The 12,914-nt window shown below is 64.0% G+C and carries 14 protein-coding genes; 7 read left to right on the forward strand and 7 right to left on the reverse strand.

All coding sequences use genetic code 11. The features are described 5' to 3' along the window. Nucleotides 1-269: 269 nt before the first annotated feature. From AB4118_RS19930 to yidD, 4 genes are all read right to left on the reverse strand, one after another. Nucleotides 270-890, reverse strand: coding sequence for a GDYXXLXY domain-containing protein (locus tag AB4118_RS19930; RefSeq protein WP_441491393.1), 621 nt, complete (start codon nucleotides 888-890; stop codon nucleotides 270-272). Beyond that, complete coding sequence (locus AB4118_RS19935; RefSeq protein ID WP_441491394.1) at nucleotides 890-2,176, reverse strand: DUF2157 domain-containing protein; 1,287 nt, start codon at nucleotides 2,174-2,176, stop codon at nucleotides 890-892. The genes AB4118_RS19930 and AB4118_RS19935 overlap by 1 nt, the downstream gene beginning before the upstream one ends. A 58-nt stretch (nucleotides 2,177-2,234) precedes the next feature. Beyond that, nucleotides 2,235-4,235, reverse strand: coding sequence for a threonine--tRNA ligase (gene thrS, locus AB4118_RS19940; protein WP_441491395.1), 2,001 nt, complete (start codon nucleotides 4,233-4,235; stop codon nucleotides 2,235-2,237). A 189-nt stretch (nucleotides 4,236-4,424) separates the two neighbouring features. Further along, entirely contained in the window at nucleotides 4,425-4,763 is a 339-nt protein-coding gene (yidD, locus tag AB4118_RS19945; RefSeq protein ID WP_441491563.1) for a membrane protein insertion efficiency factor YidD, read from the reverse strand. Nucleotides 4,764-4,807: 44 nt separating this feature from the next. On the opposite strand from yidD, the gene AB4118_RS19950 reads away from it, so the two are divergent. Beyond that, nucleotides 4,808-5,557, forward strand: coding sequence for a phosphatase PAP2 family protein (locus tag AB4118_RS19950; RefSeq protein WP_441491396.1), 750 nt, complete (start codon nucleotides 4,808-4,810; stop codon nucleotides 5,555-5,557). Here AB4118_RS19950 and AB4118_RS19955 read toward each other — a convergent pair. Next, nucleotides 5,550-6,020, reverse strand: a complete 471-nt coding sequence (locus AB4118_RS19955) for an iron-sulfur cluster assembly scaffold protein (RefSeq protein ID WP_441491397.1) — start codon at nucleotides 6,018-6,020, stop codon at nucleotides 5,550-5,552. The two genes, AB4118_RS19950 and AB4118_RS19955, sit on opposite strands and share 8 nt — an antisense overlap. A gap of 203 nt (nucleotides 6,021-6,223) precedes the next feature. Between AB4118_RS19955 and folE the strand changes: the two genes are divergently transcribed. The 3 genes from folE (at nucleotide 6,224) to AB4118_RS19970 (ending at nucleotide 8,542) form a co-directional block, all read left to right on the forward strand. Continuing rightward, nucleotides 6,224-6,865: a GTP cyclohydrolase I FolE gene (gene folE / locus AB4118_RS19960; RefSeq protein WP_441491398.1), complete on the forward strand. Its 642-nt coding sequence runs from the start codon at nucleotides 6,224-6,226 to the stop codon at nucleotides 6,863-6,865. 90 nt (nucleotides 6,866-6,955) lie between these two features. Further along, nucleotides 6,956-7,366, forward strand: coding sequence for a phosphoribosyl-AMP cyclohydrolase (gene hisI, locus AB4118_RS19965; protein ID WP_441491399.1), 411 nt, complete (start codon nucleotides 6,956-6,958; stop codon nucleotides 7,364-7,366). Between the two features lie 198 nt (nucleotides 7,367-7,564). Beyond that, on the forward strand, nucleotides 7,565-8,542 hold the full coding sequence (locus tag AB4118_RS19970) for a patatin-like phospholipase family protein (RefSeq protein ID WP_441491400.1): 978 nt from the start codon (nucleotides 7,565-7,567) through the stop codon (nucleotides 8,540-8,542). 33 nt (nucleotides 8,543-8,575) lie between these two features. Here the strand turns inward: AB4118_RS19970 and AB4118_RS19975 are convergent, their stop codons facing one another. Beyond that, nucleotides 8,576-9,007, reverse strand: coding sequence for a CBS domain-containing protein (locus AB4118_RS19975; RefSeq protein ID WP_441491401.1), 432 nt, complete (start codon nucleotides 9,005-9,007; stop codon nucleotides 8,576-8,578). Nucleotides 9,008-9,203: 196 nt separating this feature from the next. Further along, a complete protein-coding gene (locus tag AB4118_RS19980; protein ID WP_441491402.1) occupies nucleotides 9,204-10,025 on the reverse strand; it encodes a rhomboid family intramembrane serine protease in 822 nt (273 codons plus the stop codon). Nucleotides 10,026-10,463: 438 nt separating this feature from the next. Between AB4118_RS19980 and AB4118_RS19985 the strand changes: the two genes are divergently transcribed. From AB4118_RS19985 to AB4118_RS19995, 3 genes are all read left to right on the forward strand, one after another. Beyond that, nucleotides 10,464-11,027 carry a PAS domain-containing protein gene (locus AB4118_RS19985; protein WP_441491403.1) on the forward strand — a complete coding sequence of 188 codons (564 nt, stop codon included), beginning with the start codon at nucleotides 10,464-10,466 and terminating at the stop codon, nucleotides 11,025-11,027. Between the two features lie 59 nt (nucleotides 11,028-11,086). Further along, nucleotides 11,087-11,701, forward strand: coding sequence for a PilZ domain-containing protein (locus AB4118_RS19990; RefSeq protein WP_441491404.1), 615 nt, complete (start codon nucleotides 11,087-11,089; stop codon nucleotides 11,699-11,701). A gap of 502 nt (nucleotides 11,702-12,203) precedes the next feature. Further along, nucleotides 12,204-12,827, forward strand: coding sequence for a transglutaminase-like cysteine peptidase (locus AB4118_RS19995; protein ID WP_069880063.1), 624 nt, complete (start codon nucleotides 12,204-12,206; stop codon nucleotides 12,825-12,827). The last annotated feature ends 87 nt before the right edge of the window (nucleotides 12,828-12,914 follow it).

Raw genomic sequence — 12,914 nt, forward strand, 5'->3', positions numbered from 1 at the left:
GGGCCAAGCATGAACAGAGTCTGCTGATTCCGTTCATCTCACGTTCATATAACGCTATCGATGCGGCCGCCATGGGGAAGCGGGATCACATCTATGTGTCTCCGGAATATGCGCGGAAGATGGCAGCCGTCGCGTGCCTGCTGGAAAGCCGGCGGATCGATCAATCACGACTCCGCGACCGAGCGGGGCTTCGCCGTGAACGCCTTGATTCTATTGATATTCGAACGCGGCCTCGCATTGCCCCAAGGCAATGCCGACGCGAGCCAGCCCTAGAAGGGTGGCTCGGCGTGGACCAGTCTGCCGTCGATCAGCAGCCGCTTGATCGCAGAACTGCCCGAGGGTGCGACGGCCGCAACGACTTCCAGCCTGCTGCGTTCCGTGCGCTCGATCGCGAGCCCGGTCCCTTGCGGCACGAAGTAGCTCTCGAGCCCATAGGCGACACGCATTCCGTTGCGGATTCGTGAGCAATCAACGGTCCCGTTCTCCGCTCGCGGGCACACGCCAGTGGTGAGCACATGGCCCTCTATCACCACATCCGACCCGCTTGTCGGCGGCCTGATCTTGTAGGCTCCGACCGGCCGGGCGAAGCCATCGGTGCCAGGGGTGAGCTGCACATGGATGGGATCGCCGCGGCTGAAGTCGCGGTCCCCCTGGAGGCCGGCAAGATCGAGCGTGCTGATATCGTAATTCAGGATGACGTAATCACCCCGAAACAGGTCACGCGGATCGACTGGCGCCGTCCTCAACCTCACCTCGCTGCCGGAACGCAGGATGCGGGCTCGGCCTTCGACGAGCATCCCGATCGCGCCGCAGAGCACGATCATCGAGACGAGGGCCCGCAAGGTCGCCGGCACGCGGGCAACGATCCGGTCGGCGACGAGCGCGCCCATCACGCCACCTCCCCCACCGGCCGGGCAAGGCGCGCGAAGAGCCGTCGCGCACCACTGGCAAGCAGCAGCAGCACCGCGCCTGCGATCAGGAAGAACAGCGACTGGTCGAGCAGGCTGCCGATGGTCTGCCAAAGCAGGATCAGGATGGCGACACCGAACAATGCCGCACCGGCAACGACCAGACGCCGGACTCCGCCGATCGCTCCGGCGGCAATCAACCCAACGGCGCTCGCGAGGACGAGGCTCGCCACCACGACCTTGCCGGACAGGCGCATCGCACCACCCATCCAGAAGATCGTCGGCACCAAAAGTGCAAACAGGAGAGCGATGCCCAGAGGAACAGCAAAACGCCGCTCGCGCGCCAACGCAACGAAGGCGCACACGCCAGGCACAACGACGGCATAGGCGAGATAGACCGGCCAGCTCGCCTGCCCGCCCCGCGACCAGCTGGAATCGAGGATGCGGATCAGCTCAACATTGAGCACCACCATCAGCCCGAGCAGCCCCCAGGGCAGGCAGGCGCTTAGCAGAGTCGGCCCGCCGCGATCCAGCGCCACCGCACCGAGCACGATATAGGAGGTCGAGAGCGCGAGCCCATAGGCCAGGAGCCAGTAGTCGAAGGAGCCACGCAGCCAGTCACCGGGCACGAGCGCCAGCCAGCACGCGAGCGAGAGGACGGCGACATGATGCACGAGCCGGGCCCGGCGCCCCAATGCCAACCACAGCGCCGGCAGATAGCCGAGCAGGAAATAGAACTGGAGCGAGCCGCCGCTATCCTGCCAGCGCCCCCAGCTCCAGCTTGCCAGAGCGATGAACGCAACGATCAGAGCACCGTCCGAGCGCTGCAGAAACGCGACGGCCAATGCGCCGAGCGCGATCAGGAGCGCGCCCCCCGGCCAATCCGTCGGCAAATGATACATCTGGCCGACCAGAGCGACACCGGCGGCAAAACAGAGGACACCGCAGGTCGAGGCGGCATCGGCACCAAGCTTGGAACCTCGGATCTCGAGGCTGGCTGAAATCCCGAGCGCGACCACGATACTGGCCAGGATCATTGCCAGCTTCGTCAGCCGCGGAATCTCCTCCCAGTTCGCCGCGACGAAGGCTGCAACGCTTGCCGCGATGAGCAACCCGCCCAGCATTCCGAGCAGCCCCGGAAGCCGAAAGCCCCCGTCGCGCCGCAGCGAGCCACGAATTGCGGTCGCACTGTCGGAGCTGACAAGCCCCTCAGCTACCCAGCGACTCAAATCGGCTTCGAGCCGCTTGCGATAAGATCCCGTCAGCATCCCCGGCACTCTGGCATGCGGGGCCCGGATTTGGCGAGCCCCGCATGAACGAGCGTCTTCAGGATGCTGCCATCTCGGCCTTGCGGCGAACCAGATCCGGAGGCATCGCCTCGGTCGTGAAGGCCACGAGTGCCTCGTCCAGGCTCATCACCGTCTGCTGCTGGCTGCCGAGACGGCGCACGGTCACCGTGCGCTCCTCGGCCTCGCGCTTGCCGACGGCCAGAATCACCGGGACCTTGGCAAGCGAGTGCTCCCGCACCTTGTAGCTGATCTTCTCGTTGCGAAGATCGGCACGTGCCCTGAGACCCTGGTTCATACAGGCAATCGTGACCTGCTCGGCATAGGCATCGGCCTCGGAGGTGATCGGACAGACCAGGATCTGTTCCGGCGCGAGCCAGAGCGGAAAATGGCCGGCATGATGTTCGATCAGGATGCCGGTGAAGCGCTCCAGCGAACCGCAGATCGCGCGGTGCACCATGCTCGGCGTCTTCTTCTCGCCATCGGAGCCGATATAGAAGGCGCCGAAGCGCTCCGGCAGGTTGAAGTCGACCTGCGTCGTGCCGCACTGCCAGTCGCGCCCGATCGCATCGCGAAGGACATACTCGAACTTGGGGCCGTAGAAGGCGCCCTCACCCGGATTGATCTCCGTCTTGATCCGGTTGCCGGATTGCCGGGCGATCAGATCCAGCACCTTCGTCATCACGTCTTCGGCGTGGTCCCACATCGCATCGGTACCGACGCGCTTCTCCGGACGGGTCGAAAGCTTGATGACCAGATCGTCGGTAAAGCCGAAATCGGCATAGACCGAGAGGATCAGGTCATTGATCTTCAGACACTCCGCAGCCAGGTCGTTTTCAGCGCAGAAGATGTGCGCGTCGTCCTGCGTGAAGCCGCGCACACGCATCAGCCCATGCAGCGCGCCAGAGGGCTCATAGCGATGGACCGCGCCGAACTCGGCGAGCCGGATCGGCAGGTCGCGATAGCTCTTGAGCCCATGCTTGAAGATCTGGACATGGCCGGGGCAGTTCATCGGCTTCAGCGCGAACATGCGCTGGTCCTTCTCCGGATCATTCGGATGCTCGAGCGCGCCGGCCGATTTCACCGCGAACATGTTGTCCTGATACCAGCCCCAGTGGCCTGAGGTTTCCCAGAGCGACTTGTCGAGGATCTGCGGCGCATTGACCTCCTCGTAATCGGCGGCGAGCCGCCGGCGCATATAGGCGATGATCTCCTGGAACAGGCGCCAGCCCTTCGAGTGCCAGAAGACGACGCCCGGCCCTTCCTCCTGGAAATGGAACAGGTCCATTTCCCGGCCGAGCTTGCGGTGGTCGCGCTTCTCCGCCTCCTCGATCTGCTTGAGATGCGCGTCGAGCTCCTCCTGCTTGGCGAAGGCGGTGCCGTAGATCCGCGTCAGCATCGGATTGTTGCTGTCACCGCGCCAATAGGCGCCAGCCACCTTCATCAGTTTGAAGGCGTTGCCGACCTTGCCGACCGAGGTCATGTGCGGCCCGCGGCAGAGATCGATCCAGTCACCCTGAGCGTACATCTTCAGGGTCTGGTCTTCCGGGATCGCATCGACGAGCTCGACCTTGAAGGCCTCACCCTTGTCGCGGAAGAATTGCTTGGCCCTGTCGCGGCTCCACTCTTCCTTGGTGAAGGCTTTGTCGCGCGCGATGATCTCGCGCATCTTCTTCTCGATCGGCGCGAAATCCTCTGGAGAGAACGGCTCGTTCCGGAAAAAATCGTAGAAGAAGCCGTTCTCGATCACCGGGCCGATGGTGACCTGCGTGCCGGGATAGAGTTCCTGCACGGCTTCGGCGAGCACGTGGGCGCAATCATGGCGGATCAGCTCGAGCGCGCGCGGATCCTCGCGGTTGAGGAACTCGATATTCGCATCGCGGTCGATTGCATCGCCGAGATCGACGACGGTGCCGTCGAGCGCCATGGCGACGGTGCGCTTCAGCAGAGAGGGGGAAATGCCGCCGGCAATCTCCTTTCCGGTGATGCCGGAAGGAAACTCGCGCGTGGCGCCATCAGGAAAGGTCAGGGAGATCGTCATCGATCGCGCTCCTGCTCACTCGGGGAAACGAACCCCGTAAGCCAAGGCCGGATACTGTTCGGGGAAACGCGTGAAGACCCGCATCCGGTTCAAGGGCTTCACGCTTTGCGAAGCGCCGAGTGGGATCGAGCCGATTTCGCCCGCCTCGCCTATACCAGCCGGCAGCCGCAGGCAATCGATGTAGCAGGATCACTCGTCGAGCGGAGGCGGGGCATTCACGCCGCGCCAGCGACCATAGGACCAGGGCCGGTACCAGGCGGAGTTCGGCGGCAATTCCTCGCAGACGAGATCGATGCCGCTGGTGCCGAGCGGCGTACAGCGGCAGATCCGCGCGGCACCGATCCAGCCACCGCGCCAGAGCCCGAAGCGCTGGATCGCCTCATCCGTGTAACTCGAGCAGCTCGGCCAATGCCGGCATTGGCGTCCAATCAGCATCGAGATGCTCAGCTGGTAACCGCGGATCAACCAATGCGCGCCAGAACGTGGTGCACGCGCAAAAAGACGTGACAACACGCGCACCGATGTCATTTCATCATTCTTCGTCATTACCTGTTTCATTTTGAGATTCGCTCATGCTTTGCTCCGCTCCGCGATCGGCCTCCCGTTTCCGCATCGGCGCGACCTCCATTCTGGTTCCCGCTGCCTTGCTTTTGTCGCTGACATCAGCGCCTGCCCAGCAGCGGAACAGCCTCCTCTGGCTTGAGCCCGGCAAGATCGATGTCGCCAAGATCATCGGCCTGCCCCCGGCAATGAACTCGCCCGAGCACAGGAAGGAGTTCGAAGAGGTTCTTCAGATCACGCTGAATCGGACGCCGGAGCGCGAGAAAGCCGCGATCGCGGATCAATATCAGACGCTCAATCGCTTTCTCGAAGGCATGGGAATCGACGCCCACCTCTCCGAGCACCGCGAGGTTCGCCTGCTTTTTCGCGAAGCGAATATCGAACTCGGCATCGTGCTCCTCAGCGTGCGCCGCCTGACGTCGCGGACGCGGCCCTTTGCGATGTGGAACAAGGTCAGGGTCAAGCCCTGCCCCGGCGGCAGGCCGGAAGGGACCTCCTTCCCCGCCGGCCATGCCGCGACTGCCGCACTCTATGCCGCACTGCTCAGCGATGCTGCCCCGGAGCTGAAGGACAAGTTCGCGGAGCGCGTCACAAGCTATGGCGAGAGCCGGCTGGTTTGCGGCTTCCATTATGCCAGCGACCTCGTGGCGGGCGAGAAGGTCGGCCGACACGTTGCCGATGCGCTTCTGGCGGACCGAGCCTTCAGGCAGCGCTTCGACGAAACACGTCCCGAAATCCGAAAGTCGCTGGGGCTCACCTGAGCGCCGCAACCTTGGCTGCCGGCGCCGCGGCCTCGCGCGCCGCCTCGATCTGACCGATCGCGTCGACCACGGCATCGAAGGTCAGCATGGTCGAGGCATGGCGTGCCTTATAGTCGCGCACCGGCACCAGAACGGCGAGATCGCTCCACTTGCCCGCGGGCGGCTCGGCATTCTCCTTCAGGATCGCACGCGCCTGCTCGCGAACCGCGCGAAGTTCGCCGGCCGTGGACCCGATGACCTGGCGCGCCATGATCGAGGAGGACGCCTGCCCAAGCGCGCAGGCTTTGACGTCATGCCCGAAGCCGGTGACGACATCGCCGTCCATCGTCAGATCGACGGTGACGGTGGAGCCGCACAGCCTGGAATGCGCGGTCGCAGTCGCGTCCGGCGTCGGCAATCGCTCGAGCAGCGGGATGTTTCCTGCCAGTTCCAGGATGCGTTTGTTGTAGACGTCGCTCAGCATGACTTGGTCCTCGCCGGCTCTGGAATGACCGGCGCGCGGTTCCAATATAGGGTGGAACGCCTGCGTGCGGGAGATGGGTGGCGCCCGATGATGCCGCAGGAGCAGAACTTGTCGCAATTCTTACGAGGCGACGCGATGTCACGGCGACCCGCCGAATCTGCATCGCTAGGCCTTGGGACACGAACCGTAACGGGAGGCACCACATGATCCCTGTGGTTAAGTCCTTGTCCGTCGAGAGGGCTCTCAGCCCCTCCGCTGACAAGTTTCCAGACAGGCGTCCGACCCAGGAGCAGGCCGAGGAGGCTGTGCGTACCCTCCTTCTGTGGGCGGGCGACGACCCCTCCCGCGAAGGCCTGCTTGAAACGCCGCAGCGCGTCGCCAAGGCCTACAAGGAATTCTACAGGGGCTACTCCGAAAATCCCGACGAGATCCTCGACCGGGTCTTCGAGGAGGTCGACAACTATCAGGACATGGTCCTCGTCCGCGACATCCCGTTCCATTCGCATTGCGAGCACCACATGGTGCCTTTCGTCGGCAAGGCGCATATCGGCTACTACCCCGCGAAGGGCGTTGTCGGCCTGTCGAAGCTGGCCCGCATCGTCGATGTCTACGCTCGGCGCCTCCAGACCCAGGAGGCCATGACGGCGCAGATTGCCCGGATCATCGACAAGGCGCTCGAACCGCGCGGCGTCGCCGTTCTGGTGGAGGCCGAGCACATGTGCATGTCGATGCGGGGCGTGCTGAAGCAAGGCTCATCGACGCTGACCACGCAATATACCGGCGTGTTCAAGGACCCTGCCGAACAGGTCCGCTTCTTCACCATGGTCAAGTCACCTGGCCTGTAGGATTGGCGCGACGCGGCATTGGCGATAACCACCGCCACCATGATAAGGGGCGCCTCGCGAGATGCGCCCTGTCCTGCTGCGGAGCCGCCAATGTCCAGCTTCCCCGTTTTGTCCGACAAGCATGCGCTCGAGGAAGGCACGACGCTGGCGCCGCGCTTCGACACCAGTGGCCTCGTCACCTGCGTGACGACGGACGCCGAGACGGGCGAACTCCTGATGGTCGCCCATATGAACGCCGAAGCCCTTCAACGCAGCATCGCGACGGGGGAAGCCTGGTACTGGTCGCGCTCGCGCAAGGAGCTCTGGCACAAGGGCGCCACCTCCGGACAGGTCCAGACCATCCTCGAGATGCGCGTCGACTGCGACCAGGATGCCATTTGGCTGAAGGTGAAGGTCGCGGGCGATGGCGGGTGCTGCCACACGGGCCGGCACTCGTGCTTTTACCGGGTGAAGCCGCTGCGCGATGCCGCAGTCGAACCTCTCACCTTGCTCGCCACGTGATGCAGGGCCGCGTTGGCAATCCTTTCACCAATCTAACATTTTTCTGTCAAATCCGCTTGTTAGGCGCAACCGTCGCGCGTGTGATTCAGGTTCTCCTCACTTTCTCGCGAGACGATGATCCACCCGCGGAGGGTCGGGATCATGTTATGGGATGGTATTGCTCGACGGGCCTTTGGAATGGGCGGCGGCGTGGCCTCTATGAATGACCTTAGTATCGAACCGCTGCTGCGGCGCAGCAGCAGACCAAGGATCGGCCTTGCTCTCGGTGGTGGAGCTGCGCGCGGCTGGGCCCATATCGGCGTAATCGAGGTCCTGACGGAAGCGGGCTTCGCCCCCGATGTCATTGCCGGAACATCGATCGGCGCCGTGGTCGGCGGCTGCTTTTCCGCGGGAAAGCTGCCGGCGCTGACCGAATTCGCGATGGGCCTGACCAAGCGCCGTGTCGTCGGACTGATGGACTTCCACATCGGTGGCGCGGGCCTCATCTCCGGTGGTCGCCTGAAGCGCCTGCTTGAACGCGACCTTGTCGGCATCCGCATCGAGGCCCTGCCGCAGCGCTTCGTCGCAGTGGCGACAGAACTCGGCACGGGCCACGAAATCTGGCTGACCCATGGCCCACTCGTCGAGGCCCTGCGTGCCTCCTACGCGCTGCCCGGCGTCTTCGATCCGGTGAAGCTCGGCGGGCGCTGGTTGATGGACGGCGCCCTGGTCAACCCTGTGCCAGTCACCGCCGCACGCGCGCTTGGCGCCGATGTCGTGATCTGCGTCAACCTCAACAGCGACCTCTCGGGACGCGGCACCACCATCCAGAACCACAGCTCGGATCCGGACCCCGAACCCCTGCCCGAGCTCGACATTCGCCCGACTTCGCGCTGGCTGGACGGCATCAGCGGTGCGGCACGGCGCATGCGCGGCTTCCTCGGCCGCGCCAGCAACGATCAGCCGGGACTCGCCGGCGTGATGGTCGATGCCTTCAACATCACCCAGGATCGCATCTCGCGCTCGCGGCTGGCTGGCGATCCGCCCGACGTCATGATCGGGCCCAAGCTCGCCAAGGTCGGCCTGTTCGATTTCCATCGGGCCGATGAGGCCATGGAACTCGGCCGCGTCGCCGCACGGCGCGCGCTCGACGAGATCGCGGCCATGGTCGCGAGCAATCACATCGCGGCCGACTGATCCGGGCTGCTCGCTCTGCAGGGCAGACCGGCCTCAGGCCATCGCGATGTAATCCCGCATGGCCCGGCTCTCGGCCTCGATCTCGGCGACACGGTGCTTCACGACGTCCCCGATCGAGACGATCCCCGTGACCCGCCCGTTCTCAAGCACCGGAACATGGCGGAAGCGGCCCACCGTCATCAGCTCCATCAACTCATCAACGCTGGTCTCATGGCGGCAGGTAACGACCTTGGCCGTCATGATCCGCGAGACCGGGCTCTCCAATGCGGCCGTCCCAGTTTCGGCAAGAGCGCGGATGATGTCTCTTTCGGACAGGATTCCGAGCAAGCTGCCGTCGGCGCCAGCGACCACGACTGCGCCGATACGCTTCTCGCCAAGCGTGCGGATTGCCTCGGCGAGCGTACGATGCGGCTGCACCGAGATGACATCGTGCCCCTTGTTACCGAGAATCTGCGCGACGTTCATGAACGCGTTCCTCCTGTTTGGCGCACCATCGCCCTGGCGCGCGAAATCAACGGGAGCGTTGCCCGGCCGATGACGGGTCAAGTCGCCAAAGAGGCCGTCGCAAGCCCTTCGCAGAACCGGGAGTGTGGGCGAAGACCGGGGCGACGGCAAGGCGAATGGCGCGAAGCCGCGGGCAGATTGGCGGCTTCGGGCCCCCTCAGCGCCGTACCGCGCCGCGATCGAGCAGCGGGAACAGCAGCAGTCCGACGAGAAAGCCGCCGATATGCGCCTCCCAGGCAATGCTGGTGTCCTCGCCCAGGATCGGAACCAGCCCGGCGCCGAACAGGAAATTCGTGGCGAACCAGATCACGATGAAGATCAGGGCGCGTGGATTGCGCCAGAGATGCCCGAAAGGTTCCGCAGGAATCGAGCGCACCACGGCGTCATCCGCCAACCCACCAAAGCGCAAGCCAGGTGCGAAGACGAAGCGGATCGCGGCGGCAGTCGCCCCTGAAACGGCCGCCGAGGCGCCAACCAAAGGCAGCACATCGAGATCGCGTGACCACCAGTGCAGCAGAGCGCCGCCGATCGTCGAAAGCGCCATCAGATTGAGAAAGCGCCCGGTTCCGAGGCGACGCGCCACCGGACTGCCGAAGGCCGCAAGCCAGACGACATTTGATAGCAGATGCACCCAGGAGCCGTGCAGCAGACCATAGGTGAGCAAGGTCCAGAGGCGTGGGCCGCCATCGGCAATCAGCAACCGCACAAGCTGCAACCGGTCCGCCAGATCCTGCCCGGCCATCCTTTGCGTCAACTCGGCGAGCATGTCCTGCGCACGGCTGGGGTCGAGCCAGAGGCTAAGCCGCGCCGGCACGAAAGCGAGCCAGGACATCAGGACGAAGTCGTCATACTCCGACAGCACGGAGCGCCCGGCCTGGATCAGCGCGAGCGCGGCGATCAGCCAGACGACGGCGGATGGCAGGTTCAGGATCGGTTCGCGCTCTGGCGGGGCCGACGGGCCGGCAGGAATCTGGGACATGTTACGCAACCCTTGCCGAAGCCGCACCTGTGACGCAAGCTGGCCGGTGCTTCCTTTTGCGCGGGCCGAATGAAAAAGGGGAGAGCCACCGGCCCTCCCCTTTCTCGGCTGTGGCCCTGCCGCTGCGCGAAGCATCGGCAACACGGTCACGCCCCCCATTCACCCCGATTGACCCCAGGCCCGCCTCGCGGCCGGCCCTCGAATTGTCTTGCATTTGATAAGCATTTTAATGGGTTATCCACAATGCTAAGATTTCGTTAACCCTAACGAGCCTGCGCCCGTCGTCCTGCCCGCCCCCCATGGCAAGACGGCATGCCCACTGCGTCTCGCGATTCGGCAGGGACCGAAACGTCCCACGCTCTGACGAATATGTGTCCTTGCGACACGTATTCGGACTTGCGGCGTACGCAGACAGGACAGGATGTCAGAATGAAAAACATGAGCACCCGCCTTGTGTTCGATTACTGGGACGTGCTGCGCGGCGAGCGTTCCGCGCCGGAACGGGGCGAGATCGAGCCAGGTGCGCTGCGTCATGCCCTCGCCGACACGTTCGTTCTCGAGAATGAGCCGATCGGGCCCGTCTTTCGGCTGGCCGGCACGCGGCTCTGTGCGCTCTTCGGCAGCGAACTGCGCGGACGCGCCTTTGCTGCACTCTGGCCGGACGTGGAAGCCCAGGGCGAAATGCGCCGCCTCGTACAAACCGTGATGGATGAATCCGCCGGCGCCGTCGCTGGCCTTTCGGCCGAGACCATGAACGGCTCTCCGGTCTATCTCGAACTGCTGTTGCTGCCGCTGCGCTATCGCGGTCGGACCCATGCACGCGTTCTCGGGGCGCTCTCACCCGCCCTGACGCCGGAATGGCTTGGGCTCGACACCTTGGCCTCCATGCGCATGATCTCGCTCCGGATGCTGTGGCCGTCGGCCCATAGCCAGCGTGCGCCTGAACCCGTTGCACGCGTCATGCCGCCGAAATTCCTGGTCCTTCCGGGCGGCAGAAACTGAAGATCTAACGTATCGTTAACCCTCCCGCCGCTAGGGTCGGCCCAAATCAGGCTAATCCGATGCTTAGTGCGCAGCACACCTCCCGTCCGGCCATCCGCCCTGTCGAGCGCAGGCGGCATCAGCGTATGAAGGTTGTGCTGCTCGGACGCTACATGCTTCCGAACCGCATGGAATACCCTTGCCAGACGGTCGACATCTCCCCGGGCGGCCTGCATCTCGTCGCTCCCGCCAAGGCTCATCCCGGCGAGCGGGTCATCGTCTATCTCGAACATCTCGGGCGTATTGAGGGCATTGCCGTCCGCACCACGCTGGAAGGCTTCGCGATGACCATCACCGCGACCAGCCGCAAGCGCGAGAAATTCACCGCCCAGCTGACATGGCTGGCCAATCGCGATGAACTGGGACTGCCGGAGGATCGGCGTCACGAGCGCATCATTCCGCGCAACCCCCGCTCGATGCTGACGCTCGATGACGGATCGGAGCACGTCGTGCGGGTGATCGACATCTCGTTGTCGGGCGTCGCCTTTTCAACCGAGCAGCAACTACCGATCAACACGCCGGTCAAGATCGGCGGCACGGCAGCCAAGGTCGTCCGCCGGTTCGATGGCGGCTACGCGGCGGAGTTCCGCTTCCCGCTCTCTGCCGATGTGCTCGACGAGAATCTCGAGCTCTGATCCGGGCGGCCCATCGCCCCCTCTCTCTTTCAAGACATCGTCTCATGCATGACGCCCGGGCGTCAGCGTGGTCTGGCTGTTTCGGGACCTAGGCCGGGGTGTCAGCCCGTCGATGTCTCAACGTGCGGCGTCGGGGCGACGCGCTGAAATCCAAGCGCCATGCCGGAGCGCCCCCCACATGGGCTCGTCTACGGATTCCGGCCGTACGCCTCGCCTGAGCGGAGTGTGACATGAGGGACAGCTCGCTGCCCTCAGTCGGGGGCGCGCCTCGTCGCGTTTCCCCACAGCGTTAATGAAACCTGCCCACAACATTCAGACCTGCCACAGTTAACGAATCGAGAACGCAGCGCTCACATTTCTTACTTCGGCATTTGGCGTTGATTTATACTGTCAGATGATCCGAATACGTAGCGCCTGATTACATAAAATTGCTTGTTTCCATTTCAAGCGACATCCATCTGCCTCACGCATCGTCTGCCCCAGGGACAGGAAAGGGGACGACATGCTTTCTATTCATCGGGGTACAGTTCTGGCTGCGCTGATCGCAGTTGCTGGAATTTCATCGGTTCAGGCCCAACAGGTTGCGGCTCTACCGGCCGCCGCCATGCCGATTGCAGCTTCGGGCGATGCCCGGGCGCCTTATGCCTGGACGGATTTCTGCAAGCGCAATCCGGTCGAATGCGCGGTCAATACTCAGGAGCCCGAGCGTGTCGAGATGACGCCAAAGCTCTGGAAGACGATTATTGCTCTCAACAACAAGACAAATCGGGAGATCGAAGCGATCACGGACCAGGACCACTGGGGCGTCGTCGATCGCTGGGACATCCCGACCGACGGCAAGGGCGACTGCGAGGATTACGCCCTGCTCAAGCGCAAGCGTCTTGCCGAAGCCGGTGTGCCCCGTCGCGCCATGTTGATGACCGTCGTGATCGACGAGGAAAATGCCGGCCACGCCGTGCTGATGATCCGTACGGATCGCGGTGATTATGTGCTCGACAACAAGCGCAACGCGATCCTGCCGTGGAGCCAGACCGGCTACGTCTACGTCAAGCGCGAGTCGCAGTATCAGACGGGTTGGACCTCGCTCGGCGGACTCTCGACGCCGACTGTCGCTTCGGCTCGCTGAAGACGAACAAGATTGGCCGCAGCACCAGGCTGCCGCGGCCACATGGACGGCGAGGCTCGGTCACGTCCCCACCCCACCCCGTCCCCA

Origin of the sequence: Allobosea sp. 2RAB26 (genome assembly GCF_052115465.1) — a bacterium.
In the GTDB taxonomy this organism is placed as follows: Bacteria; Pseudomonadota; Alphaproteobacteria; order Rhizobiales; family Beijerinckiaceae; genus Allobosea.